The organism is Saccharopolyspora indica (assembly GCF_027853965.1).
GTDB classification, from domain to species: domain Bacteria; phylum Actinomycetota; class Actinomycetes; order Mycobacteriales; family Pseudonocardiaceae; genus Saccharopolyspora; species Saccharopolyspora indica.
On the sequence record NZ_JAQGLB010000024.1, the window covers coordinates 70,265 to 95,613 of the forward strand.

22 protein-coding genes are annotated in these 25,349 nt (G+C 71.7%); 14 read left to right on the top strand and 8 right to left on the bottom strand.

Features of this window, described 5'->3' with window-relative positions; genetic code table 11:
* The first annotated feature begins 87 nt into the window (after positions 1-87).
* The 3 genes from OU416_RS34695 (at position 88) to OU416_RS34705 (ending at position 4,225) form a co-directional block, all read left to right on the top strand.
* Entirely contained in the window at positions 88-1,446 is a 1,359-nt protein-coding gene (locus OU416_RS34695) for an NYN domain-containing protein (protein ID WP_372907177.1), read from the top strand.
* Positions 1,447-1,898: 452 nt separating this feature from the next.
* The gene (locus tag OU416_RS34700) at positions 1,899-2,870 is read left to right on the top strand and encodes a C40 family peptidase (RefSeq protein ID WP_270931306.1); all 972 of its coding nucleotides are present in this window, start codon (positions 1,899-1,901) and stop codon (positions 2,868-2,870) included.
* A gap of 95 nt (positions 2,871-2,965) precedes the next feature.
* On the top strand, positions 2,966-4,225 hold the full coding sequence (locus OU416_RS34705) for a hypothetical protein (RefSeq protein WP_372907178.1): 1,260 nt from the start codon (positions 2,966-2,968) through the stop codon (positions 4,223-4,225).
* Positions 4,226-4,369: 144 nt separating this feature from the next.
* Here the strand turns inward: OU416_RS34705 and OU416_RS34710 are convergent, their stop codons facing one another.
* The gene (locus OU416_RS34710; RefSeq protein ID WP_270931308.1) at positions 4,370-6,178 is read right to left on the bottom strand and encodes an AMP-dependent synthetase/ligase; all 1,809 of its coding nucleotides are present in this window, start codon (positions 6,176-6,178) and stop codon (positions 4,370-4,372) included.
* 218 nt (positions 6,179-6,396) lie between these two features.
* Here OU416_RS34710 and OU416_RS34715 point away from each other — a divergent pair, with 218 nt between their 5' ends.
* The 5 genes from OU416_RS34715 (at position 6,397) to OU416_RS34735 (ending at position 10,207) form a co-directional block, all read left to right on the top strand.
* Positions 6,397-7,185 (top strand): metallophosphoesterase family protein, encoded by a 789-nt coding sequence (locus OU416_RS34715; RefSeq protein ID WP_270931309.1) that lies wholly within the window; start codon positions 6,397-6,399, stop codon positions 7,183-7,185.
* A 65-nt stretch (positions 7,186-7,250) separates the two neighbouring features.
* Positions 7,251-7,694: an SRPBCC family protein gene (locus tag OU416_RS34720; RefSeq protein WP_270931310.1), complete on the top strand. Its 444-nt coding sequence runs from the start codon at positions 7,251-7,253 to the stop codon at positions 7,692-7,694.
* A gap of 4 nt (positions 7,695-7,698) precedes the next feature.
* Positions 7,699-8,916, top strand: a complete 1,218-nt coding sequence (locus OU416_RS34725) for an ArsA family ATPase (RefSeq protein WP_270931311.1) — start codon at positions 7,699-7,701, stop codon at positions 8,914-8,916.
* Entirely contained in the window at positions 8,913-9,260 is a 348-nt protein-coding gene (locus tag OU416_RS34730; RefSeq protein ID WP_270931312.1) for a hypothetical protein, read from the top strand. The genes OU416_RS34725 and OU416_RS34730 overlap by 4 nt, the downstream gene beginning before the upstream one ends.
* A complete protein-coding gene (locus tag OU416_RS34735) occupies positions 9,254-10,207 on the top strand; it encodes an ROK family protein (protein ID WP_270931313.1) in 954 nt (317 codons plus the stop codon). The genes OU416_RS34730 and OU416_RS34735 overlap by 7 nt, the downstream gene beginning before the upstream one ends.
* Before the next feature lie 43 nt (positions 10,208-10,250).
* Here OU416_RS34735 and OU416_RS34740 read toward each other — a convergent pair whose 3' ends face one another.
* Together OU416_RS34740 and OU416_RS34745 are read right to left on the bottom strand one after the other, a co-directional pair.
* Entirely contained in the window at positions 10,251-10,715 is a 465-nt protein-coding gene (locus tag OU416_RS34740; RefSeq protein ID WP_270931314.1) for a DUF308 domain-containing protein, read from the bottom strand.
* Positions 10,712-11,479: an alpha/beta hydrolase gene (locus OU416_RS34745; RefSeq protein ID WP_270931315.1), complete on the bottom strand. Its 768-nt coding sequence runs from the start codon at positions 11,477-11,479 to the stop codon at positions 10,712-10,714. Before OU416_RS34745 ends, OU416_RS34740 begins: the two co-directional genes overlap by 4 nt.
* Positions 11,480-11,663: 184 nt before the next feature.
* On the opposite strand from OU416_RS34745, the gene OU416_RS34750 reads away from it, so the two are divergent.
* From OU416_RS34750 to OU416_RS34765, 4 genes are all read left to right on the top strand, one after another.
* Entirely contained in the window at positions 11,664-12,410 is a 747-nt protein-coding gene (locus OU416_RS34750) for a lysophospholipid acyltransferase family protein (protein ID WP_270931316.1), read from the top strand.
* Positions 12,411-12,447: 37 nt separating this feature from the next.
* Entirely contained in the window at positions 12,448-12,948 is a 501-nt protein-coding gene (locus OU416_RS34755; protein WP_270931317.1) for a polyadenylate-specific 3'-exoribonuclease AS, read from the top strand.
* A gap of 384 nt (positions 12,949-13,332) precedes the next feature.
* Positions 13,333-14,358, top strand: coding sequence for a 6-phosphofructokinase (locus OU416_RS34760; RefSeq protein ID WP_270931347.1), 1,026 nt, complete (start codon positions 13,333-13,335; stop codon positions 14,356-14,358).
* A gap of 168 nt (positions 14,359-14,526) precedes the next feature.
* Complete coding sequence (locus OU416_RS34765; RefSeq protein WP_270931318.1) at positions 14,527-15,990, top strand: MFS transporter; 1,464 nt, start codon at positions 14,527-14,529, stop codon at positions 15,988-15,990.
* Here OU416_RS34765 and OU416_RS34770 read toward each other — a convergent pair.
* Positions 15,987-16,772 carry a hypothetical protein gene (locus OU416_RS34770; protein ID WP_270931319.1) on the bottom strand — a complete coding sequence of 262 codons (786 nt, stop codon included), beginning with the start codon at positions 16,770-16,772 and terminating at the stop codon, positions 15,987-15,989. The genes OU416_RS34765 and OU416_RS34770 overlap by 4 nt on opposite strands.
* A 213-nt stretch (positions 16,773-16,985) precedes the next feature.
* Here OU416_RS34770 and OU416_RS34775 point away from each other — a divergent pair, with 213 nt between their 5' ends.
* Entirely contained in the window at positions 16,986-18,374 is a 1,389-nt protein-coding gene (locus OU416_RS34775; protein WP_093158837.1) for a class II 3-deoxy-7-phosphoheptulonate synthase, read from the top strand.
* 61 nt (positions 18,375-18,435) lie between these two features.
* Here OU416_RS34775 and mptB read toward each other — a convergent pair whose 3' ends face one another.
* Positions 18,436-19,989, bottom strand: coding sequence for a polyprenol phosphomannose-dependent alpha 1,6 mannosyltransferase MptB (mptB, locus tag OU416_RS34780; RefSeq protein WP_270931320.1), 1,554 nt, complete (start codon positions 19,987-19,989; stop codon positions 18,436-18,438).
* A gap of 158 nt (positions 19,990-20,147) precedes the next feature.
* Entirely contained in the window at positions 20,148-22,130 is a 1,983-nt protein-coding gene (gene pknB / locus OU416_RS34785; protein ID WP_270931321.1) for a Stk1 family PASTA domain-containing Ser/Thr kinase, read from the bottom strand.
* 182 nt (positions 22,131-22,312) lie between these two features.
* Here pknB and OU416_RS34790 point away from each other — a divergent pair, with 182 nt between their 5' ends.
* The gene (locus tag OU416_RS34790; protein WP_270931322.1) at positions 22,313-22,678 is read left to right on the top strand and encodes an Rv2175c family DNA-binding protein; all 366 of its coding nucleotides are present in this window, start codon (positions 22,313-22,315) and stop codon (positions 22,676-22,678) included.
* A gap of 94 nt (positions 22,679-22,772) precedes the next feature.
* Here the strand turns inward: OU416_RS34790 and crtI are convergent, their stop codons facing one another.
* Entirely contained in the window at positions 22,773-24,239 is a 1,467-nt protein-coding gene (crtI, locus tag OU416_RS34795; RefSeq protein WP_270931323.1) for a phytoene desaturase family protein, read from the bottom strand.
* Positions 24,239-25,315: a polyprenyl synthetase family protein gene (locus tag OU416_RS34800; RefSeq protein ID WP_270931324.1), complete on the bottom strand. Its 1,077-nt coding sequence runs from the start codon at positions 25,313-25,315 to the stop codon at positions 24,239-24,241. The genes crtI and OU416_RS34800 overlap by 1 nt, the downstream gene beginning before the upstream one ends.
* Positions 25,316-25,349: the final 34 nt, after the last annotated feature.

Below are 25,349 nucleotides of genomic sequence, written 5' to 3' on the forward strand. Positions count from 1 at the left end.
TCGCGCACGTTACGGCCCGCTACCGACAGCGCGGTGGATGCGGGGTTCCGGGGCCCTGGCGATTAGCCTGTGGGGGTGGCGCCACCGATGCCGGGGTCAGCGGACACCCCCGAACCCGATGGGTCTGCTGTGGACAGTGCACAGCAGACCTGCGGTGCGTCGTCCGTGGACTGGGACGAACTGCCCGGACCGCTGCGCGTGCGGCTCGCCGAGCTGGCCGCGGGCGCCCTGGGCGAGATGCGCCCGACGGACGTGCCCCCGCAGCTGCGCCCGGTGGTCAAGTTCGCTCCGGCCAAGCGCGCGAAGCTGGGGCAGCCGGCGCTGCTCAACGCTCTGCGCGATTCCAGCGTGTTCCGCACCGCGGTGGTGGACTGGTGCCGCAACCACCGCCCGGAAGCGCTCGGCCTCGACGATCCCGACCCGGTGGTGGTCGCCGCCGCGGCGGCGCTGCAAAGTTCCCCGATCGCACCGCACTACGCGGAGCTGATCGGCTTCCGCACCGAGCAGGGCCACCTGCGCAGCGAGCGCGACTCCGCCGTGGCGCGGGTCGAGCGGCTGACCGCCGAAGCGGACCGGCTGCGTGCCGAACTCGCCGAAGCGCGCCGCGCCGCGGAGCGCGTCGGCGAGGAGAACAGCACCGAAGCCGACCGGTTGCGCAAACGGCTGCGGGAGCAGGGCGTGCGGCTCAAGGAGGCCAAGGACGCCGCGGAGCGGGCGTGCGGCGAGCTGGAGGCCATGCGAGCGGAGCGCGAAGCGGAGATCGCGGAGATCGCCGCGGAGCGCGATCGGGAGCGAGGACGCGCGCAGGAGGAGCGGCGGCGCGCGGAGCGCGCGAGCGCCGAGGTCGAGGTGGCGCGGCAGAGCGCCCGAGAAGCCCGGCAGGGCGACGAGGTGCGCTTGGCGCTGCTGCTGGAGACGCTCGAAGGCGCCGTGGGCGGGCTGCGGCGGGAGCTCGGCGCGAGCGGGAGCGGGCCGCGGCCCGCGGACGTCGTGCAGCGGGTGCGGGCGCATTCCGGCGCCACCGGCGGTGTTCCGGACGTGGCGGCGCTGGACCGGTTGCTGGGGCTGCCCGCCGTGCACCTCATCGTGGACGGCTACAACGTGACCAAGACCGGGTACCCGGAGCTGCCGCTGTCCGATCAGCGCGACCGGCTGGCGCACCAGCTCGCGGCGCTGTCCGCGCGCACCGGTGCGGAGGTCACGGTCGTCTTCGACGGCGCCGACGTGCTCGCCGTGCCCGCGGCCGGTCCGCGCGGGGTGCGGGTGCTGTTCAGCGAGCCCGGCGTGCAGGCCGACGACGTGATCCGCGATCTGGTCTCGGCCGAACCGAAGGGGCGTCAGGTCGTGGTGGCGACCTCGGACCGCGCGGTGGTCACCTCGGTGCAGCGGCGCGGTGCCTACGCGGTGCCCTCAGCTCTGCTGCTGGCCCGGCTGAACCGCGTCTGACCCTTCGGCGACGGGAACGACCGCCCGGCGATCGGGTGGTGAGTGGCCGATCTCATAACCGATCACGCTGCTGAGTCGGTCTTCGGCGTGCGCGCGGCTGACCTTCACAAATCCAGGTGAAGCAGCCGCAATGTTCGTCACCGTGAGCAAATGGTTCTCGTCCGTTAGGGGTCTTGTGCGAGTATGCACAAATTTTCGCCCCCGCTTCTGGACGTCACGCCTCACCTTTCGTAACCTACTCGGGACCTCGTGGCGATCAGTTGCCCAGAACGGGTGGCCCGCGGGGCACCGCTGACACGACTTGTCGGGGAGTCGGCCAGGCCGGATACGGGGGCATCCGGCAGGTAAGCGGTGGAGAGGCAGAAGGAGCAGTGCGCGACGTGGCGTCGCACCGACTTAAGCGATCTCTGCGAGGAGCCCTTACCGCCACAGCGGTTGTCGCCGTCGTTGGCATGTCCTCCGGGCCGGCGCTCGCAGACCCACCACTTCCCGACAACGCCTCGGACGCGGCCAAGCAGGTCCGCGAGCTGCAGAACCAAGCGGTGCAGATCACCGAGGACATGAAGAAGGCCGAGGACGACCACGCGGCCAAGCAGGCGGAGCTCCAGCGCGCCAACGACGAGGCGGGCCAGGCGGAGCAGGTCGCCAACCAGGCCAGGGCCGACGAGGAGCGCTTCCGCGGCCAGGTCGACCAGCTGACCCACGCCTCCTACCAGGGCGCCCGGCTGAACAAGCTGTCCGCGCTGCTGGTGAGCGAGACGCCCGAGGACTTCCTCAACCGCGCGTCCGCGCTGGACGCGCTGGCCAAGGACAACAACGACGCGGTCCAGGCGCTCGCGTCGGCGCGCCGCCAGGCGGAGACCGCCGAGCGCGCCGCGCAGGACGCCCGCAACCGGGCTCAGCAGGCCGAGGCCGACGCCGGTCGCATCTACGAGGACGTCAAGAACAAGTCCAAGGAGATGCAGGACCAGATCAAGAAGGTCCAGGAGCGCTACAACGAGCTCTCCGGCGCCGACCAGGACTCCCTGATCACCGATGGCGACACCAACACCAGCCCGATCGCCGGTGCCGGTGCGGCGATCAAGGCGGTCAACGCGGCGCTGAGCAAGCAGGGCTCGCCGTACGTGTGGGGCGCCAAGGGCCCGTCGCAGTTCGACTGCTCCGGGCTGACCTACTGGGCCTACAAGCAGGCCGGGGTCACCCTCGGCGGCTCCACCAAGACCCAGGTCAACCAGGGTCAGTCGGTGTCGGCCGCCAACCTCAAGCCGGGCGACCTGATCTTCTACTACAGCCCGGTCAGCCACGTGTCGATCTACATCGGCAACGGCAAGGCGGTGCACGCGCCGACCACCGGTGACGTGGTGAAGGTCGCGGACTACAAGAAGATCGGTCCGATCAACTCGATCCGCCGCGTGGCGGGCTGAACCGACTGATCGCACCAGGGCCGGCGCGCACCGCGTGCCGGCCCTGATCGTCTTCCTGCGGGGCGAAGGATGTCCGTTATGCGCTCGGCCCTACGATGCGCTCTGTGCTGAGCGCTGGGAGCTTTCGCGGGTGGCTGGCGGCCGCCGCTTCCGGTGCGGTGCTGATCGGCATGACGGTGGCCGGGCTGCCCGGAACGCCCCGCAACGTCGGTCAAACCCAGGCCGCGGCGCCGGAATCGGCGCACGAATCCGCGATCGCGCAGCTGCTGGCGCAGCGCGCCGCCGCGATCCGCTCCGGCGACGCCGCGGCGTTCGCGACCACAGTGGACCCGCTGGCGCCCGCGGAGTTCCAGCAGCGCCAGCAGGAGTGGTTCCGCAACCTGGCGGCGATCCCGCTCGCCGAGTGGTCCTACCAGGTCGACGCGACGACTGAACCGGTGCTCAGCGGCGACAGCTGGGCGCCGGAGGTCTCGCTGCGCTACGCGCTGTCCGGTGTGGACGGCGTGCCGACGACGCGGCGGATCGAGCACTCCTTCGTGCGGCGGGGCAGTTCCTGGTACGTCGCCGACGACGCGGGCGCGCACCGGTGGCGGGGGCCGTGGGACTTCGGCCCGTGCCACGTCGCGCGCACCGCGGGCGGCCTGGTGATCGGGCACCGGCAGGAGCCGGTCGAGCGGGTGGCCCGGCAGCTGGACGCCGCGATCCGCGACGTGACCCGGGTGTGGGGTCCGGAGTGGGCCCAGCAGGTCGGCGTGCTGATCCCGGAATCGCGGGAGGAGCTGCGCTCGATGGTGGGCCCCGAGTTCTCGGCGGAGGGCGGCATCGCCGCCGTCGCGGTGGCGGACCGGGTGGACACCGCGGCGCGCCGGGTGGAGGGGCCGCGGGTGGTGCTGAACCTGCGGACCGCGGCGGAGCTGTCCGACGCCGCGCTGGCCGTGGTGCTGCGCCACGAGATCACCCACATCGCCGCGCGCCCGTACACAGTGGATGGTGCGCCGATGTGGCTGCGGGAGGGCTTCGCCGACTACGTCGGCTACCGCGACAGCGGCATGCCGCCGCGCGACATCGCCCCGGACCTGGTCCGCGAACTGCGCACCAGCGGCCCGCCAGCGGCGTTGCCCGCCGACGACTTCCACGACCCGGCCCGCCTGGACCTGGCCTACCAGCAGTCCTGGTCCCTGATCCGCCACCTCGTGGAGCAGTTCGGCGAGCAGCGCGTGGTGCGCCTCTACCACCGAGTCGCGGCCACCGACTCCCCCGCCGAAGCAGAAGCGGCCCTGCACGCGGAAACCGGCCTGACAACGGCCCAACTCCACACCACCTGGGCCGAATCCCTCCCCGCGACCTTCGGCTGAGACGAGACGAAGGGCACCTCTCACCAACACAGTCGGCGAAAGGTGCCCTTCACACCTACCCGATCGCGCACCCCCGGGACGGGGAGTGGTGAAGGGCACCTTTTAGCAAGTTACTTGCCTGAAGGTGCCCTTCACCGCGAACGATCAGGAGTAGATCGATTCGATGGTGGCCGCGTGGTTCTGGGCCACCTTGTTGCGCTTGAGCTTCATGCTCGGGGTCATCTCGCCGGTGGCCTCGGTGAAGTCCTCCGGCAGGATGCGGAACTGCTTGATCTGCTCGGCGCGGGAGACCGCCTTGTTGGCCTCGTCCACCGCCTTCTGCACCTCGGCGCGCAGGTCCGGGTCGTCCACCAGGTCGGCCGCCGGGGTGTTCTCCGGGCGGGAGTTGTTGGCCAGCCAGGACGGCAGGAACTCCGGGTCGAGCGTGATCAGCGCGCCGATGAACGGCTTCTGGTCGCCGACCACCATGCACTGGCTGATCAGCGGGTGCGACCGCAGCGCGTCCTCCAGCACCGCCGGGGCGACGTTCTTGCCGCCCGCCGTGACGATGATCTCCTTCTTGCGGCCGGTGATCCGCAGGAAGCCCTCGTCGTCGAGCGAACCCAGGTCGCCGGTGTGGAACCAGCCGTCCTCGAGGGAGTCCTTGGTGGCCTGCGGGTTGTTCCAGTACTCGCGGAACACGACATCGCCCTTGACCAGCACCTCGCCGTCCTCGGCGATGCGGATCGTGGTGCCCGCGATCGGCTTGCCGACCGTGCCCACCTTGAACGCGGTCTCCACGTTCACTGCCGCCGCCGCGGTCGTCTCGGTGAGCCCGTAGCCCTCCAGCACCGGTACGCCGACGCCGCGGAAGAAGTGCGCGAGCCGTTCGCCCAGCGGCGCGCCGCCGGAGACCGCCGCGATGCACCGGCCGCCGAGCGCCGCGCGCAGCTTGCCGTAGACCAGCTTGTCGAACAGCAGGTGCTTGAGCTTCAGCGACAGCCCGGCGCCGCCCGCGTCCAGCGCGCGGCTGTAGGCGACCGCGGTCTCCTCGGCGGTGTCGAAGATCTTGCCCTTGCCGCTGCCGTGCGCCTTCTGCTTCGCGGTGTTGTAGACCTTCTCGAAGACCCGGGGCACCGCGAGCACGAACGTCGGCCGGAACGAACCGAGGTCGGTGACCAGGTCCTTGACGTCGCTGGTGTGCCCGAGGGTGACGCGGCCGTAGACGCACATCACGGTGATCGCGCGGGCGAGCACGTGCGCCATCGGCAGGAACATCAGCATCGAGTTGCCCTGCTTGGTCAGCTGCGGGAACGCCTCGATGTCGGCCCGCACCTCGGCGAGCATGTTGCGGTGGGTCAGCACGCAGCCCTTGGGGCGGCCGGTGGTGCCCGAGGTGTAGATCAGGGTGGCCACGTCGTCGGCGCCCACCTCGCGGCGGCGCAGGTGCACGTCGCGGTCGTCCACGTCGGCGCCGAGCGCGGTCAGCTCGTCCACCGCGGCCGCGGCGCCGCCGCTGCTCGGCCCGTCGATCTGCCAGACGTGCGACACCTCGGGCAGCCGGTCCACGATGGCGTCCACCGCGGCGCGGTGCGCCTCGGTCTCCACGAAGACGGCCTTGGCCCCGGAGTCGGTGAGGATCCACTCGGCCTGGTCGGCCGAGGACGTCTCGTAGATCGGCACCGTGGCGCAGCCCGCGGTCCAGATCGCGAAGTCCAGCAGGCTCCACTCGTAGCGGGTGCGGGACATCAGCCCGACCCGGTCGCCCGGCTGCAGGCCGCTGGCCACCAGGCCCTTCGCCACGGCCAGCACCTGCGCTGCGAAGTCGGCGGCGGTGACGTCGACCCAGGTGCCGTCCACCCGGCGCCGGAAGCTCACCGTGCTCCCGAAGCGCTCCGCGTTGGCCCACACCATGTCGGTGAGGTTCTCGTCATCGGCCACCGCCGTGGTGGCTGGTGCGCTGAACTCTCGCACGTCGAAACCTCCGAAAACACGCCAGTCAGTGGGGCACAACCTAACGCTGATAGTTACTGAGCGGTAGTCCCCTTCGTCCGACCGCGCCAGCCAGCACAGCCTAGAACCCGTCGCGATCGTTCGGGCGACTCCGGTCCGAGGTCGCACCACGGGCGGTGCGCCGCGGGTCCGGGACGGATTAGGTTCGAGGGGAGCAGCGGTCGGTGGAGGGGAGTCGGATGCGGGTCCACGTCGTTTCGGACGTTCACGGCAACGTCGAGGCGCTCAAGCGCGCGGGTGACGGCGCCGACGCGCTCGTGGTGCTCGGCGATCTGATCGACTTCGTGGACTACCACGACCACGGCAAGGGCATCCTCGGGCGCGTGTTCGGCGCGGAGAAGGTGGCCCGGTTCGCCGAGCTGCGCCGCGGGCCGCACCTCGCGGAGTTCGGCTCTTACGTGCGATCGCTCTGGGCGAGCCTGGCGGACCCGGCCGCCGTGGTGGAGGAGGCGGTGCGCGAGCAGTACGCCGAGCTCTTCGGCGCGCTGACCGCGCCCACCTACGCCACGCCCGGCAACGTCGACGCACCGCACCTGTGGCCGGAGTTCGCCGGTGACGGCGTGCACGTGCTGGACGGCGAGAGCGTCGAGATCGGCGGCCTGACCTTCGGTTTCGTCGGCGGCACGGTGCTCCCGCCCGGCGCGGTGCTGCGCAAGCACGCGGCCTGGGTGCCGTACCTGCGGGAGGCCCAGGAGTACGACGCCGCGGTGGCCGGACTGCCCGCGGTCGACGTGCTCTGCACCCACCTGCCGCCCGCCGTGCCGGAGCTGATCTACGACGTGGTGGCCCGCAGGTCGGAGCTGGGTTCGGCCGCGCTGGCCGGGCGGATCGCCGCCGATCAGCCGCGCTGGTCGCTGTTCGGGCACGTGCACCAGCCGCTGGCGCAGCGGGTCCGCATCGGGCGCACCGAGTGCGTCAACGTCGGGCATTTCCAGCGCACCGGACGGCCTTACCCGATCGAGTGGTGACGTCGCGGGCGGACCGGGCGATCCTCCGCGCCGCTGCGCCCACCGGCACCCGGTAACCTGCGCGCATGGTCGATCAGTCCACCCAGTCCATCGTGATCAAGGCCTCCGCCGCGGAGATCATGGACGTCATCGGTGATTTCGCCGCCTACCCGGAGTGGGCCGCGGCGGTGAAGGAGATCGAGGTCGTCGAGCAGACCTCGGACGGCAAGCCCAGGAAGGTGGGCTTCGTCCTGGACGCGGGTGTGGTCAAGGACGTCTACGTCAACGTCTACGACTGGGCGGCCGACGGCCTGTCGGTGAGCTGGGAGCTGGTCGAGGGGAAGGTGCAGAAGGCGCAGCACGGCAGCTACCGGCTCGCCCCGCTGCCCGACGGCAGCACCGAGGTCACCTACAGCCTGGCGGTGGACCTGGCCATCCCGATGATCGGGATGTTCAAGCGCAAGGCGGAGAAGATGATCATGGACACGGCGCTGAAGGAGCTCAAGCGCCGCGTGGAGCACTCCGGGTAAGCCGTTGCGGATCCTGCTTCTCACCGGGAAGGGCGGGGTGGGCAAGACCACCCTCGCGGCGGCCACGGCCGCCCGCGTCGCCGCCGCGGGCGGGAAGGTGCTCGTGGTCTCCACCGACCCGGCCCACTCGCTGGCCGACGCCCTCGGCACCGAGCTCGGCGCGGAACCCGCTGAGGTGCGGCTGGACGGCTCCCGCGCGGTGTTGCACGCGGCCGAGGTGCAGACCCGCGCGCTCGTCGACGGCACCTGGCGCGAGCTGCGCGAACACCTGCGGACGATGCTGCAGGGCGCCGGGGTGGACGAGGTCGACGCCGAAGAGCTGACGGTGCTGCCCGGCGTGGAGGACCTCCTCGCGCTCTCCGAGGTGCACCGGCTGGCCTCCAGCGGGCTCTGGGACACCGTGCTCGTCGACTGCGGGCCGACCGCCGAGACCCTGCGGCTGCTCGCCCTGCCGGAATCGCTGGCCGGCTACCTGGAACGGCTGTTCCCGGCGCACCGCAGGGCCGTGCGCGGGCTGCTGGCCGGCATCGCGGGCAGCGATCAGGTGCAGCGCTGGGACGCCGTCGCCGACGGACTGGGGCGGCTGGCGGAACGGCTGAGCGCGCTCAAGGACATGCTCGCCGACCCGGGCACCAGCGTGCGGCTGGTGCTGACCCCGGAATCGGTGGTCGCCGCGGAAACCCGCCGCACCCTGACGGCCTTGGCGCTGCAGCAGATCCGGGTGGACGGGCTGATCGCCAACCGGGTGGTGCCAGACCCCGGATCGGCGCGCGGCGCGGCGGCGCAGTGGCTGCGCACCCGGCGCCGCGAGCAGGAGGACGTCCTCGATTCCCTGCGCAGCGCCACCGACCTGCCGCTGCGCGTCGTGGAGCACCGCGCCGCCGAGCCGGTGGGTGCGGAGGCCCTCCAGGAGCTCGGCGCCGAGCTCTACGGCGAGGCGGACCCGCTGGAGAACCTGCCCGCCGCCCCGGCCATGCGGGTCACCGGTGGCGGGCGGACGCTGGAGGCGGAGTACGACCTGCGGATCGCGCTGCCGCTGCACCCGGCGGCGGAGCTGGACCTGGCCCGCATCGGTGACGAGCTGGCGATCACGGTGGACGGCCGCCGCCGGTTGGTCGCGCTGCCCGCTGTGCTGCGGCGGTGCGTCGTGACCGGGGCGGTGGCCGGTGACGACGGGCTGACGGTGCGGTTCCGGCCCGACCCGGAACAGTGGATGCGGTGAGAGCGGTGGACGAAGCGCGCAAGCACGATCAACTGGTCGAGGAACTGCGGTTGCTGCTCGACGCGCTGGCGGGCAAGGCCGAGGAGTACCTGCGCGGCTGCGCCCCGCGCGCCGAGGGCGAGGAGCGCGGCTGCGGCTGGTGCCCGCTGTGCGCTGCGGTGGCGCTGGTGCGCGGGCACCGCCCGGAGCTCAACGACCAGCTGCTCGGGATCGTGCAGCTGCTGCGGCAGGCGATGGCCGAACCGGCGCCGCAGCAACCGGCCGAACCCGAACCCGAGCCGCCCGCCAAGGTGCAGCGGATCCGCGTGCAGCGGGTCGGCGGAACGGTGCTGGACGAGTGCTGACCATCGGCGTGGACGTCGGCGGCACCAGCGTGCGCGCCGGGGTCGTCGATCCGCACGGCGAGATCCTCGAAACCGGCCGGGTGCCCACACCGGCGGGCGGACCGGAGCTCAACGATGCGATCGCGCGCACCGTGCGGAGCCTCTCCGACCGGTACCCGGTGGCCGGGGTCGGGCTCGCGGTGGCGGGCTTCGTCAGCGAGGACCGCCGGGTGGTGCGCTTCGCACCGCACCTGGCGTGGCGGCACGTCGTGGTCGCCGACGAACTCGCCGCGCGACTCGGCCTCCCGGTCGTCCTGGAGCACGACGCCAACGCGGCGGCCATCGCCGAGCACCGGTTCGGCGCCGCGGCCGGAGCACGGGTGGCGGCGCTGGTGGCCATCGGCACGGGCATCGGCGCGGCGCTGGTGCTCGACGGTCAGGTCTTCCGCGGAGCACGCGGAGTGGCGCCGGAACTGGGCCACCTGCGGGTCGTCCCGGACGGCAGGCAGTGCTCGTGCGGAAAGCGCGGTTGCCTGGAGCGCTACTGCAGCGGAACGGCCCTGGCCGCCACGGCGGTGGAGATGCTGCGCGCGGGCGGCGAACCGAGCTCGCTGCGGGAGCTCCGCGACCCGACCGGCGTCGACGTGGCCCGCGCGGCGGAAGCCGGCGACCCGCTCGCGCGGCGCGCGGTGGACGACCTGGCGCGCTGGCTGGGGGAGGGGTTGGCGCTGGTCGCCGACGTCTACGACCCGGAGGTCGTGGTGATCGCCGGCGGCGTCTCCGCCTCGGCCCACCTCTACCTCGACGCGGCCCGCGAGCACTACGCGGCGATGATCACCGGCGCCGGGCACCGCCCGCTGGCCGACGTGGTGGTCGCCCACCACGGCGACCCGGCGGCCATGATCGGCGCGGCGACCCTGGCCCGGGAACACGTCCTCACCATCGCCAAAGCCCCCTCCGGAGGCTGAGGGCGCGTCAATTTCGTACGAAATTGACGCCGCCCCGGGTGGTTCAGACCTGGGCGCCGTCGTCGTCGGAGTTGCGCGGGGGCTGGCGCAGGCGGAGCAGGAGCCAGCCGATGCCACCGCTGATCAGCACCAGGCCGAGCGGCAGGGTGATCGTGCTCGACAGCCCGGCCAGGCCTGGCACCAGCGCGAACAGCACGCCGATCACGACCACGACGATGCCCGCCATGGTCGTCGGGCGCGGCGTCGGCAGCGGCGGGGGTTCCGGCGGGACGTAGTGCTCGTCCTCCTCGTTGACCGGGGCCGCCCAGTCGCGAGGTCCGCTCTCGACGGGTGCGACCGCGGTCGTCCCGGCGGCCACCGGCGGCGCTTCGGGCTTCTCGCCCTCGACGGCCGGCTCGTCGTCGGGCCAGCGCGCGAAGTTCTCGTCCCGCTCGAGGTCGGCGACGATCTCGGCGAAGGCCGCGTCGATGTCCTCCGGCCCGTCGGCGTTGTCGCGGCGCGTGCTCATACGAGTTCCTCGACCCGGTCGCGGTGGATCCGTTGCAGGAATTCGACGCTACCGCTGAACACCCGCGGTGCGTCGTGGTCCAACGTCGCGACGTGGAAGCTGTCCGCCAGCACGACCTCGGTGAGGTCCGCGCTGCGCACGCCGTCCAGCACGGTCGCGGCGTTGACCGGTTCGACGACGTGGTCGACCGCGGAGCGGAACAGCAGCACCGGCTGCCGGATCCGCCCCAGGTCGGCGCGCACGACGCCCCACAGCTGCTGCAGGCTCGCCATCGCCCGCAGCGGGAGCCGCTGGTAGGCCAGCTCGAACCCGCCGGGTTTGGCGATGTCGCCGGGAATCCCGCCCGCCGCCGGCCACACCCGGCTGAGCAGCGGCAGCAGCCGCGCCGCCCGGCGCTGGGTCAGCACCGACGGGTTGACCAGCACGATGCCCGCGATGTCCGGGTGCTCCTGGGCCAGCCGGAGGGTCAGCGTGCCGCCCATGGACTGGCCGAACACGAACACCGACGAGCACCGCCCGCGCAGCTCCGCGAGCTCGGCGTCGACCGCCCGGTACCAGTCCTGCCAGGTGGTCCGGTTGAGGTCGGGCCAGCGCGTGCCGTGGCCGGGCAGCAGCGGGCAGCGGACGGTGCACCCCTCCGCGGCCAGGTGCTCGCCCCAGGCCCGCATGCTCTGCGGAGTGCTGGTGAAACCGTGGCAGAGCAGCACGCCGATGTCGTCCGACCCGTCGTGCGAGAACGGTTCGGCGCCGGAGAGCACGGGCACTGCAGCCTCCCAAAAGCATCGGCGTGCCGTACCCAGCAATGGTCGCACGGGAGACCGACGAACGGGACGGCCTCGCGGATCTCGGAGTCCGCTAGATCACCTTCACCGGGACCGCATTGTGCTGGTCGCGCGTGCTCCGTAGGCTGAGCAGCGAAATCTTGCGGGGCAGGGAGGCGGCGGCGCGGTGTTGTACTGGGTGATGAAGCACATCCTGCTCGGGCCCTTGATGAAGCTGTTCTGCCGTCCGAAGGTCGAAGGCGTCGAGCACGTGCCCGCCGAGGGCAGCGCGATCCTGGTCAGCAACCACCTCGCGGTCGCCGACTCGTTCTTCATGCCGCTGATGATGCCGCGGCGGGTCACCTTCCTGGCCAAGCGCGAGTACTTCACCGGCAAGGGCGTGAAGGGCAAGTTCAAGAAGTACTTCTTCTCCGGCGTCGGCCAGGTCCCGATCGACCGCTCCAGCGGTGCCGCCGCGCAGGCCGCGCTGGACACCGGCGTGCGGTTGCTGCAGGAGGGCAAGCTGCTCGGCGTCTACCCGGAGGGCACCCGCTCCCCGGACGGCCGGCTGTACAAGGGCAAGACCGGGGTGGCGCGGATGGCGCTGGAGTCCGGTGCGCCGGTGATCCCGATCGCGATGTTCGGCACCGACCGGGTCAACCCGCTCGGCTCGAAGATGTGGTACCCGCACAAGGTCGTGGTCAAGGTCGGGCCGCCGCTGGACTTCTCCCGCTACGAGGGGATGGCGGGCGACCGGTTCGTGGAGCGCTCCATCACCGACGAGATCATGTACGCGCTGATGGAGCTGTCCGGCCAGGAGTACGTGGACGTCTACGCGGCCAAGGTCAAGGACGAGATGACCGCGCAGGGCAAGCAGGTCGCGGGCTGGAAGTCCCGGCCGGGCGGCCGGGTGCCGGAGTCGAAGGCGGGCTGACGCCCGGCGGCCGAGGACCGGCACCTACGCTTCTCGGGTGAGGTTCTTCTACGACTGCGAGTTCATCGAGGACGGGCAGACCATCGAGCTGGTGTCGATCGGGATGGTCGACGAGACCGGCCGCGAGTTCTACGCGGTGTCCACCGAGTTCGACGCGTCGCGGGCCGGCGCCTGGGTCCGGCAGCACGTGCTGCCGCAGCTGCCGCCGCCCGCCGACCAGTGCTGGCGCTCCCGCGCCCGGATCCGCGAAGACCTCTACAGCTTCATGACCTCGCGCGGGTCGAACCCCGAGCTGTGGGCCTGGTACGCGGCCTACGACCACGTGGCCCTGGCCCAGCTGTGGGGCCCGATGCCGATGCTGCCGTCCCGGATCCCGAAGTTCACCCGGGACCTCCGCCAGCGCTGGGAGGACGTCGGCAAGCCGAAGCTGCCCTCGGCCCCGGACAACGCCCACGACGCCCTCGCCGACGCCAAGCACAACCTGGAGCGCTGGAAGGTGATCGAAGAGGTCCGCCGCAAGCGCGGCTTCGCGATCTGAAAGCTTGTTGGTGGCTGGTCTGCGTGGCGGTGCGGGTGGCGGAACCTGAGTGCTTCCCTGGACTGCGGGTGCCCCTCCTGATGTATGACCAGATACACGGCGGAGGGGCCGTCCTCGCCCAGGGAGCCACCCAGTGGCGGGCCACCGTACCCGCGGCGGTGCAAGCTGCGTACGTACTCCAAGCGGCTTCGCCGCTTATAAGGCTCGGACGGCTACGCCGACAGGTTCTGAGCGGTTCGTCCGTTCCCACGCCGGGAGCGACTTCGAATGGTAAATACGCGGTTACTTGCTGCAACGATCCAGTTCGTGCCAGGCTGTGCCCGGGGGGAGACCTCGATCACAACCTGGCTCACTGAGGAGGCGGCGAGAACCATGCCCGCTGGAATGCGTGTCGGAGTGCTCACCGGTGGCGGCGACTGCCCTGGTCTCAACGCGGTGCTCCGGGCCGTGACCCGCAAGGGGATTTCCGTGCACCAGCACGAGATCCTGGGCTTCCGCAGCGGCTGGCTGGGGCCGGTGGAGGGCCTGACCGCACCGCTCACCCTGGACCGCGTCGAGGACATCCTCAGCCGCGGCGGCACCATCCTCGGCTCCTCGCGGACCAACCCGTACAAGGTCGACGACGGCATCACCAGGCTGAAGGCGACCCTGGCCGAGCACCGGGTGGACGCGCTGATCGCGATCGGCGGCGAGGACACCCTCGGGGTGGCCGAGCAGCTCACCCACGACGGGGTGCCGGTGGTCGGGGTGCCGAAGACGATCGACAACGACCTGGACGCCACCGACTACACCTTCGGCTTCGACACCGCGGTGCACATCGCCACCGAGGCCATCGACCGGCTGCGCACCACGGCGGAATCGCACCACCGCGCGCTGGTGGTGGAGGTGATGGGCCGCCACGCGGGCTGGATCGCCCTGCACTCCGGGCTGGCGGGCGGCGCCAACGTGATCCTGGTGCCGGAGCAGCCGTTCAGCGTCGAGCGGGTCTGCGAGTGGGTGGAGCAGCGCTTCGAGCGGCAGTACGCGCCGATCATCGTCGTCGCCGAGGGCGCGGTGCCGGAGGGTGGCAAGGAGCTGCTGGTCACCGGCGAGCGCGACGCCTTCGGGCACGTCCGGCTGGGCGGCGTCGGCACCTGGCTGGCCGACGAGATCGCCAAGCGCACCGGCAAGGAGTCCCGCGCGGTGGTGCTCGGGCACGTGCAGCGCGGCGGCACCCCGACCGCCTACGACAGGGTCCTGGCGACCCGCTTCGGCCTGCACGCCATCGACGCGATCACCGAGGGCGACTTCGGGAAGATGGTCGCCCTCCGCGGCACGGACATCGTCCGGGTTCCGCTGAGCGAGGCGACGGCCCAGCTCAAGACGGTTCCCCTGGAGCGCTACGCGGAAGCCGAAGTCCTCTTCGGCTGAGAGCGGGACCGGCGGGTCGCGGGACAGCGGCCCGCCCGTTCCAGCATGTGGACGCACCTGTTCCACCAGTTAGGCTAACCCCTCGCGATCGGGCGTCGGGGCCGTGCACGGGTGCTCGGGCCGTGCGCTCCCTTCGCCTCGCAGGTTCTTCGACGCGAAGGGGAAGCAGTGTCCACGCAACCGGTGGCCGGTGGGGAGCAGGTGCTCATCCGCTCGGCTCGGGACGTCACCGATCTGGTCAACTCCGGTGCTGCTCGGGGCAGCCACGCGAAGATGATCGTGCTGCTGGCGCTCGGCGGCATCTTCCTCGACGCCTACGACCTGACCTCGCTGGCCTACGGCATCACCGACATCAAGGAGCAGTTCGGCCTGTCCCCGGCCGGAGCGGGCGCGGTCACCGCCTCCATCAGCGTCGGCGCCATCTTCGGCGCCTGGCTCGGCGGCGTCCTGGTCGACCGGCTCGGCCGCTACCGCGTGTTCATGGCAGACATGCTGTTCTTCGTGGTCTCCGCGCTCGGCTGCGCGCTCGCGCCGAACATGGAAGTGCTGATCTTCTTCCGGTTCCTGATGGGCTTCGGCGTCGGCATGGACATCCCGGTGGCGATGGCCTTCCTGGCCGAGTTCTCCCGGCTGAAGGGCAAGGGCAGCAAGGGATCGCGCACCGCGGCCTGGTCGCCCGCCTGGTACGTGGCCACCAGCGCCTGCTACCTGGTGATCATGGGGCTGTACTTCGCGCTGCCCGACGAGCACCACGACCTGCTGTGGCGGTTCACCGTCGGCTTCGGCGCGGTGCCCGCCATCGTGATCCTGCTGGTGCGCAACAAGTACATGAACGAATCGCCGTCCTGGGCGGCCAACCAGGGCGACCTGGAGCGCGCCGCGGAGATCCTGCGCAAGTCCTACGGCGTCAACGCGGTGGTCGCCCCGGACGCCGAGGTGCCCGAGCAGCAGCAGGCCGAGCGCCGCGGCCTGCGCGACTTCACCCGGTTGTTCGCGCCCCGCTACCGCGCCCGGACCGTCCAGGCGCTGGCCATCGGCCTGGCCCAGACCTTCGGCTACAACGCGGTCGCCTACGGCCTGCCGATCATCATCGCCAGCATCCTGGCCCAGGGCGCGCTGAACACCATCACGGCATCGCTGGTGCTCAACCTGGTCTTCGCGGTCACCGGTGGGTTCCTCGGCATCCGGCTGGCCAACAAGGCGGGTGCCTGGAAGATGACGTTCCTGGGCTTCGCGGTGCAGCTGGCGTCGCTGGTGGTGCTGGCGCTCATCGGCAAGCCCTCGGCCACCGCCTACGTGCTGTTCGCGATCTTCGCGCTGGGCGCGTTCATGTTCGCCCAGGCCTCCGGGCCGGGCGCGCACTTCATGAGCTTCGCCTCGCTGAGCTACCCGACGACCATGCGCGGCACCGGCATCGGCTTCAACCAGGGCACCCTGCGGGTCGGCTCGACGCTCGCGCTGTTCTTCTTCCCGGTGCTCAGCGCGGCGCTCGGCAGCGGCGTGTTCTGGGTGATCGCCCTCGCGCCGCTGATGGGCCTGGTGGCGCTGCTGGTCAAGCGCTGGGAGCCGGTCGGCTACGACGCCGACGCGGTCGAGGCGCAGTGGCAGCGGGAGAAGGAGACCGCGAGCTAGTTCGGCTTGTTCCAGACCAGGACGTCGAGCGTCAGCTCCGCGGAGTCCTGGAAGTCGCGGACGACGATTCGCGCGTAGGTGCCGCTGCTCGTCTTCACGCAGAACGTGGCGCCGGGCTCGAGCTGGGTCGTGGACACGTAGTCGTGGTAACCGGCTCGCATGCACGCGTCGAGGGTCGCTCCGGCATCGGCGGATGCGATGTCCCCCCTCGCGTCGAGGGAGCCGGAGTTGAGGACGAGGTCGTACCGAGTGGTTGTGCCATCCGGTTCCTCGGCGATCCAGGGTTCGTCGTCGGAATCCAGATCCAGGCCGTACTCGCTGGTCAACACGATGGGTTTGTCGCCGCTCTGGCGCTTGACGGCAGGATCTGCGGAGGTGGATCCGGTCGGCGGAGCCGAGGTGGTCACCGGTGCAGAGCTCGGCGGGGAGGGCTGCTCGGTCGCGGGCGTGTCGACCGCGTGGTGCTGCCCGGTGGCCTGGCCGTTCGGCGGCACCGTCAGGGCCTGCGTGGCCACTACGGTGATCACGACCGCGCCCGCCACGATCCCGGTGACCGACGCCACCACCCGCCAGCCGACGGGCTTGCCGAAGGTCGTCGCGAGCGACACCGCGCCGAGCAGCAGCGCCACCGCGGCGATGACCACGACGAGGACCTTCGTCGAGCCGCTCACCAGCGTGACCACGGCGGCGACGTCCGCGATGAGCCCGACCGGCCACAACCGCTGCGCCACCGACTTGCGCTCTGGCTGTTCTTGCTGCGGCTCCCAGCGCGCGCCCGTCACTGCTGCCCCTTCCTGATGTTGAACGGACGGGAGCCTAGCGGGCACAGCGAGTGTCCGGAGCCGATTCGGGCGGGCCCGGACGATCTTGGGCCGCGTCGCCGAGCGGGCCCGCACGCCCGGCGGGGCTACTGAATCGAGCCCGGCTGGGCTTCCGCATGGTGGGACCGGCTTCCCGGAGTAAAAGCACTGGCGCGGACCGCCTATTCTGGATGCGTGAACTGGACCGTCGACGTCCCCGTGGATGACCTGCCCGAACTGCCGCCGCTGCCGCCCGAGATGCGCGCCCGGCTCGACGACGCCCTGAGCCGCCCGGCCGCCCAGCAGCCCAAGTGGCCGGACCAGGAGCAGGCGAACAACGTCCGGAAGGTGCTGGAGAGCGTTCCTCCGGTGACCGTCCCCTCCGAGGTCGACCAGCTGCGCCAGCACCTGGCGGCGGTCGCGCGCGGGGAGGCCTTCCTGCTGCAGGGCGGCGACTGCGCGGAGACCTTCGCGGACAACACCGAGCCGCACATCCGCGGCAACATCCGCACCCTGCTGCAGATGGCCGTGGTGCTGACCTACGGCGCGAGCATGCCGGTGGTCAAGCTCGGCCGCATCGCCGGGCAGTACGCCAAGCCGCGGTCCAGCGACACCGACGCGCTGGGCCTGCCGTCCTACCGCGGCGACATGATCAACTCGCTGGTCGCGACCGAGGCCGCGCGCCGCCACGACCCGTCGCGGCTGATCCGCGCGTACGCCAACGCCAGCGCCGCGATGAACCTCTCCCGTGCGCTGACCAGCGCCGGGATGGCCGCGCTGACCAAGGTGCACGACTGGAACAAGGACTTCGTGCTCAACTCCCCGGCCGGGGAGCGCTACGAGTCGGTGGCCGCCGAGATCGACCGCGGCCTGCGCTTCATGGCGGCCTGCGGCGTCGACGACTCCAGCCTGCACGCGGTGCAGTTCTACGCCAGCCACGAGGCGCTGGTGATGGACTACGAGCGCGCCATGCTGCGGCTGGACACCACCGGCGACAAGCCGCGCCTGTTCGACCTGTCCGGCCACTTCCTGTGGGTGGGGGAGCGGACCCGCCAGCTCGACGGCGCGCACGTCGCCTTCGCCGAGCTGATCTCCAACCCGATCGGCATCAAGATCGGTCCCGGCACCACGCCGGAGCAGGCCGTGGAGTACGTCGAGCGGCTGGACCCGAACAACGAGCCGGGCCGCCTCACCCTGATCAGCCGGATGGGCAACGGCAAGGTCCGCGACGTGCTGCCCGCCATCGTGGAGAAGGTCACCGCCTCCGGTCACCAGGTCATCTGGCAGTGCGACCCGATGCACGGCAACACCCACGAGGCCAGCACCGGCTACAAGACCCGCCACTTCGACCGCATCGTGGACGAGGTGCAGGGCTTCTTCGAGGTGCACCACCGCCTCGGCACCCACCCCGGCGGCATCCACATCGAGCTGACCGGTGAGGACGTCACCGAGTGCGTGGGCGGCGCGCAGGAGATCTCCGACGCCGACCTCGCGGGCCGCTACGAGACGGCCTGCGACCCGCGCCTGAACACCCAGCAGTCGCTGGAGCTGGCGTTCCTGGTCGCGGAGATGCTCCGCGGCTGAGACGGCTGAAGCGCGAGGCCCCGGATCCCGCAGTTCACAGCGGATCCGGGGCCCTTCTGCGTCAGGTCTTCTGGTGAGTCCGCGAGAAGCGGCCGAACGCTTCGCTGAGGCCCAGCGGGTCGTAGCGGACCAGGGACAGCGCGCCGAGCACGGCCGCGCCGATGCCCACCGCCACGAACGGCCAGTTGTACATCGCCTGCTCGCCGTCCGGGTAGTACGCCAGCACCAGCGCGATCGAGGCCCCGACCACGTAGGACAGGGCGCGCGGAGTCCAGGCGAACGCAGCGCCCAGCGCGAGGCCCCAGGTCGTGTACCAGGGCAGCAGGACCGGAGACAGGAAGGCGCCGAAGCACAGGACGATCGCCGCGCGGCGGATCGCCTCCGGGCCGCCTTCGCGGGCCTGCCACCAGTTCCACACCAGGATCGCCACCAGCAGCAGCGAGCCGAGCGTGCGGGTGGTGCCCACGAACGGCCAGATGTTGGTCTCGCCGAACAGCGAGACCAGGCTGTGCACCGCCTGGCCCACGGCCGTCGGCGCGGACAGGTAGTTGACGATCATGCCGGGCGCGGACAGCGCGGACAGCCAGCCGAACCCGACCTTGGCCAGCAGCGTGCACGCCCCGAAGACCACCGCGAACACGCCGAGCGCGGGGAACACCGCGCGCAGGAACCGCCGCCACAGCGGGCCGGTCAGCCGGGACGCCCAGATCCACACCAGGAACGGCAGCGCCAGCCCGGCGGTGGCCTTGATCGCCATCGCCGCCGAGGCCAGCGCGATGCCGCTGACGTGGCGGCCCTCCAGCACCAGCAGCGTGCCGACCGCCAGCAGCCCGATCATCAGCATGTCGTTGTGCGGGCCGCCGACCAGGTGCACCACCGTCATCGGGCTGGCCGCGACCAGCCACAGCGCGACCGGCAACCGGCCGCCGAGGTGGCGCACCAGGCCCGGCAGCGCGCCGATCAGCAGCGCCAGGCCGCCCAGCAGCACCAGCCGCATCACGATGACGCTGGCGATGACGTCGTGCCCGGCCAGCAGGATCACGCCCTTGGCCACGCCCATGAACAGCGGCCCGTACGGCGCGGGCGTGGTCTGCCAGGTCGGGTGCACGTTCTCCGGGATCGGGCCGGTGAGCGTGGACGGGCCGACGCCGTAGGGGTCGAGGCCGTGCAGCGCCAGCAGGCCCTGGCCCAGGTAGCTGTAGACGTCGCGGGTGAACAGCGGCGGGGCGACGAGCATCGGCAGCAGCCAGGCGACCGTCGCCCACAGCACTCCGCGCGAGGTCACCAGGTGCGCGAGCACGCCGCGGCCGAGCCGCACCCACGCCCACACCAGCAGCGCGAACCCGATGTAGACCACGGTGACCGCGACGTCGCGGCCGTGCCCGTAGCGCAGCACCGACAGCGGGCCGGTGCCGAGGACCGGGTCGTGCACGAGCGTTCCGCCCGCGCCGAAGGAACCGATCAGCAGCAGCACGGAACCGATCGCGCCCAGCGCGATGGTGCGCAAGGGCAGCGGACGGCTCTCGTGCCGTTCGCCGGTGGCCTGGTCGGCTGTCGTGTTGTTGGTCCGCTCGGACCAGTCGGGTGCCGACTCGGTGGAAACAGTCGGGGGCATCGTGCTCCCAATAGTTCCACAACGGCTCCGCGTGCCGCCCGTGACCAGGAAAGATCCGCTGTTCGGTCACCGATCGGGCGATTTGTCGCGGCCGAGTAGCCGCAGGTAGATCCCACATCGGGAAAACGTTACGCAACCCGATGGAGATCAGGATCACATCAGAACGCTGTTACGTGGATCTCGCTGCCGGGCTCGACCCGCGAGTCGGCGAACGGGTACTGGGTCAGGATCCGCATGCCCTCCCGCTGGAAGATCGCGCTGACGTTGAGGGTCAGCCCGAGCTCCTGCACCTTCTGCTGCGCCTCCTCGACGGTTCCACCGGTCAGGCTGGGCACCGTCACCGCGTTCGACAGCAGCACCCCGATCCGCGGCCTGCCGACCAGCCGGATCTCCTCGCCGATCGCCGGGTCGGTGCTGATGACGTGGTCGGCCGCCACGTCGCCGTCGAACTCCTTGCCCAACTCGTAGGGCTCGAAACCGGCGTTGCTCAGCGTGGCGAAGGCGTCGTCGCGGCTCATCCCGCGCACGTCGGGCACCGGTACCGGCGGCGGTCCCTTGCTGACGATCAGCGACACCTCGCTGCTGATGTTCAGCGGCGTGCCCGGCCCCGGGTCGACGCTGATGACCCGGCCCTCCGGCACGGTGGTGTGGAACTGGTCGGCCGACTCGTCGTGCTTCGGCTTCAGCTTCGCGTTGCGGATGAGGCTCTCGGCCTCGGCCAGCGGCGTGCCCTCGGCGATCTCCGGCACCTTGGGCTTGCCCAGCGACACCACCAGGTCGACGGTGCTGCCGGTGCGCACCTGCGAACCCTCGCGGGGGTTCGAGCTGATCACCACGCCTTCCGGCACGTCGTTGTCGTTCTCCCGGGTCACGTTGCCGGTCAGGTCGGCGGCGGCGAGCGCTTCCTGCGCGGCGGTCTCCTGCTCGCCGACGAGCTTGGGCACGTCGACGTAGCTGCCCAGGCCGAGCCAGAACGCGGCCCCGCCGACGAGGGCGGCGAGGACCAGGACGATCGCGGTCCACATCGCGACGGTCCGGCGCCCGCGCTGCCGCTGGGGAGCGGGTCTGGCCGCCGGGACCGGCGCCATCTCCTGCGTGTAGTCGTCGCCGGTGGCCGGGCGCAGCATCGCCCGGGTGCGCTGCGGCTGCACCGGCGGCGGCGCGTCCTGGACGACCGGGATCTGCGCCGTCGGCGGATCGTCGTCGGTGATCGTGGGCATCAGGGTGGTGCTCTCGGCGGACTCCGGCACCGGCACCGGGACCGGCGAGATGCCGAGCTCCGCGCGCGCCTGCTGCACCTCGGCGAGGAACGCCTCGGCGCTCTGCGGGCGCTGCGCCGGATCGCGGCGGGTGGCGCGCACCACCAGGTCGTTGATGACCGGCGGGAGGTCGGGGACCTGCTCGACCGGCGGCGGCACGTCGTCGTTCACGTGCCGGTAGGCCACCGAGAGGGCGGTGTCGCCGACGTAGGGCGGCCGGCCGGTGAGCATCTCGTAGAGCACGATCCCGGCGGCGTAGACGTCGGTGCGCGCGTCGGCGGCACCGGTGGTGACCTGCTCGGGGGAGAGGTAGGCAACGGTGCCGAGGATGACGCTGCCGCTGGTCGTGCCCGCCTCGGCCGCCGCGCGGACCAGCCCGAAGTCGGCGACCTTGACCGAGCCGTCGGTGCCGATCAGCACGTTCTCCGGCTTGACGTCGCGGTGCACCATCTCGGCCCGGTGCGCGGCCTCCAGCGCGGAGAGCACCGGCTCGATCACGCTCAGCGCCATGGCCAGCGGCAACCGGCCCCGGTCCATGATCAGATCGCGCAGCGTGCAGCCCTCGACCAGCTGCATCACCAGGAAGACGTGCTCCTCGCCGGTCCCGTGGTCCACGCCCTGGTCGTAGACGGCCACGATGTCGGGGTGGTGCAGCTTGGCCGCGGCCCTGGCCTCGCGCTCGAAGCGGTCCACGAAGGACCGGTCGCCGGAGTACTGCGCGTCCATGACCTTGATCGCCACCGGCCGGTCCAGGCGGGTGTCCAGGCCCCGGTAGACGGTGGACATGCCACCGCGGGCGATCAGCGCGTCGACCCGGTACCGGCGTTCGAGCATGGCTCCGACGAGGCTCGCGCCGCGTCCTCGCCGTGTCTCAGAAGTCATCGTCCGCCAACCGCCGGGTAACCGTTCCGACCACGATTGTGGCAGGTGCGGACGACACGCCGGGGCCAGGTGGTGGGATCGGTCATGATCTTGATCGTAGGGCGGTGCCGAACGCGGCCCGCGGGGATCTCCGGGCGAGCGGTGCTCGGCGTCGGTCGGTGCGATGTGGCAAGGTGTGCAGCGTGAGTGCGATCCCAGCTGCCCCGGATGTGCTCGCTCCCGATGTGGAGGTCGTTCCGCTGGAGGCCGTCGCCGAACGGCTCGGGCGGTCCGTGACCCGGGTGCACCAACTGATTCGTGATGGACATCTGCTGGCCCTGCGCCGCGAGGGTTCGCTCGGCGTGCCCGACGCGTTCCTGGACGGCAACGAGATAGTGAAGGGCCTGCCTGGCACGATCACCCTGCTCCGGGACTCCGGCTACCACGAGGACGAGATCCTCCGCTGGCTGTTCACCCCGGACGACACGCTGCCGGGAACCCCGATCGACGCCCTCCGCGGCGACCGCGGCCGGGAGGTCAAGCGCCGCGCCCAAGCGATGGGCTTCTGAGCAACTCCCCGACGAGCTCGGTGCGAGGTGTCGCTGACCCGGTGAAGGGCACCTTCAGGCAACTTACTTGCTAAAAGGTGCCCTTCACCGTGCCTCATGACCGGGTGATGCGCTGAGCGGCCAGCTTCCCGGAGATCAGGACCGGTGGCACGCCGACGCCCGGCGTGGTCCCGGATCCGGCGAGCACCACGTTGCCCAGGCCGCGGACCAGGTTCCGCGGCCGGAACGGGCCGGTCTGCGGGAAGGTGTGCGCGGCTGAGAACGGCGTCCCGGCGGCGTGGCCCTGGGCGGCCCAGTCCGCGGGCGTGACCAGCTCCTGCACCTCGATCGAGTCGCCGAAACCGGTGAAGCCGCGGCGCTCCAGGGTGCGCAGCAGCTCGTCGCGGTAGGCGGGGCCGATGCGCTCCCAGTCGAATCGAGCGGTGGCCAGGTTCGGGCACGGAGCCAGCACGTAGTGCAGGTCGCGGCCCTCCGGCGCCAGCGTCGGATCGGTCGTCGTCGGCCGCGTGACCAGCAACGACGGATCGCTCATCAGGGTCCCGTCGCGGATGATCTCGGTGAACGTCCGGTCCCAGGCCGCGCCGAAGGAGATCGTGTGGTGCGCGTCGGACCAGTTGCGCGTGGTTCCGGCGTGCAGCACCACGGCCGACGGCGACCAGCGCAGCCGCCGCCGCGGCCGGTGTCCGAGCAGCCGGTGCACCACCGGCAGGTCCGGGGTGAGCACGAACGCGTCGGCGCTGATCCGCTCACCGGCCGCGGTGCGCGCTGCGGTGATCCGGTCGCCCCGGCGCTCCAGGTCCGCGACCTCGGTGTCGTAGCGGAACACGACGCCTGCCTCCGCCGCCGCGTCGGCGAGCGCCTGAGGCACCGCGTGCATCCCGCCGCGCGGGAACCACACGCCGTTGATGGTGTCCATGTACGAGATGACCGCGTACAGCGCGAGGGCGCGGCGCGGGTCGAGGCCCGCGTAGAGCGCCTGGAACGAGAACACCCGGCGCAGCCGCTCGTCGCCGAGGAAACGCCCGATGGCCGGTCCCAGGCGCCCGAAACCGCCCAGCGCGGTCAGCCGGGCGAGCTCCGGTGACACCAGGTCCAGCGGCGAGTCGAAGTTGGCGTCGATGAACCGGTGCATCTCCGCCCGGTACACCTCGGTCAGCCAGCCCCGCAGCCGCCGGTACCCGGCCGCCTCCGCGGGCCCGGCGAAGCGGCGCACCTCCTGCTCCATCGCTTCGCCGTCGGTGTGCACGTCCAGCACCGAGCCGTCGGCGAAGCGCGCCTGGTAGGCCGGGTGCAGCGGAACCAGGTCGAGGCGTTCGGCCAGCGAGCTGCCGACCGCGTGCAGCGCTTCGTCGACCAGCTCCGGCATGGTCAGCACGGTCGGGCCGGTGTCGATGCGGTAGCCGTCCAGCCGGTGCAGCCCGGCGCGGCCGCCGGGCAGCGGCGCGCGCTCCACCACCGTCACCCGCCTGCCGGCCCCGGCCAGGTGCAGCGCGGCGGCGAGTCCGGCGAGGCCGGCGCCGAGCACCAGGACGTGGTCGCTGCGGCCGGTGGTGGTGCGCATCAGCGGGTGCGGTCGGTGACGGCGACGGCCAGCTCGGCGAGCCGGGACGCGGCCGGTTCGGCCAGGTCGGCGCCGTGCAGCGCGAGCAGCGCCGACCCGGTCAGGTCGGTGATCTGCTTCTCCACCGCGGCCACCGCGCCGAGCCGGGTGAGCAGCTGCCGGGCCTGCTCGACGCGCTCCTCGTCCAGGTCGGGGTCGCCGAGGACGCCGTGCAGCAGGTCCAGGGCCTCCTGGTCGCCCTGCTTGAGAGCGGTGGCCGCGGCTTCGGCGATCAGCAGCGTGCGCTTGCCCTCGCGCAGGTCGTCGCCTGCGGGCTTGCCGGTCACCTCGGGGTCGCCGAAGACGCCCAGCAGGTCGTCGCGCAGCTGGAAGGCGACACCGATGTCGGAGCCGAAGCGGCGCAACGCCTCCAGCGCCGCCGGGCTCGCCCCGGCGATCTCGGCGCCCACCTCCAGCGGGCGCTGCACCGTGTAGGACGCGGCCTTGAGCTGGCAGATCCGCAGCGCGGCCTGCGGGGACTCGTCGCCGCGGACTTGGCCGAGCACGTCCAGGTACTGCCCGGCGAGCACTTCCGTGCGCATCGCGCGCCACGGCCGCAGCGCGCGGTTCATCGCGGCAGGCGGGATCCCCGCGCCGTGCAGCATGTCGTCGGCCCAGGACAGCGCCAGGTCGCCGAGCAGCACGGCGCCCGCCATGCCGAACTGCCGGTCGTCCCCCGCGAAGCCGGACTCCCGGTGGACCTGCTCGAACTTGCGGTGCACGGTCGGGTTGCCGCGCCTGGTGTCGGACTCGTCGATGAGGTCGTCGTGCACCAGTGCGCAGGCCTGCAGCAGCTCCAGGGCGCTGGCCGCCCGCAGCATCGCGATCGCGGCCGGGCCCTCGTCGCCACCGCCGGCGGCGCGCCAGCCCCACCAGGCGAACGTCGGGCGGATGCGCTTGCCGCCGCTGAGCACGAAATCGGCCAGCTCGGCCACCGCGGCGCCGAACGCCGGGTCGAGGTCGGCCGCCTCGGTGCGGCGGGCCCGCAGGAACTCGGTCAGCTCCCGCTGGACCTGATCGGGAAGGCTCGACTCCACGACGGTGTCCTTGCTGGCTGCTTGCGCGGTAACC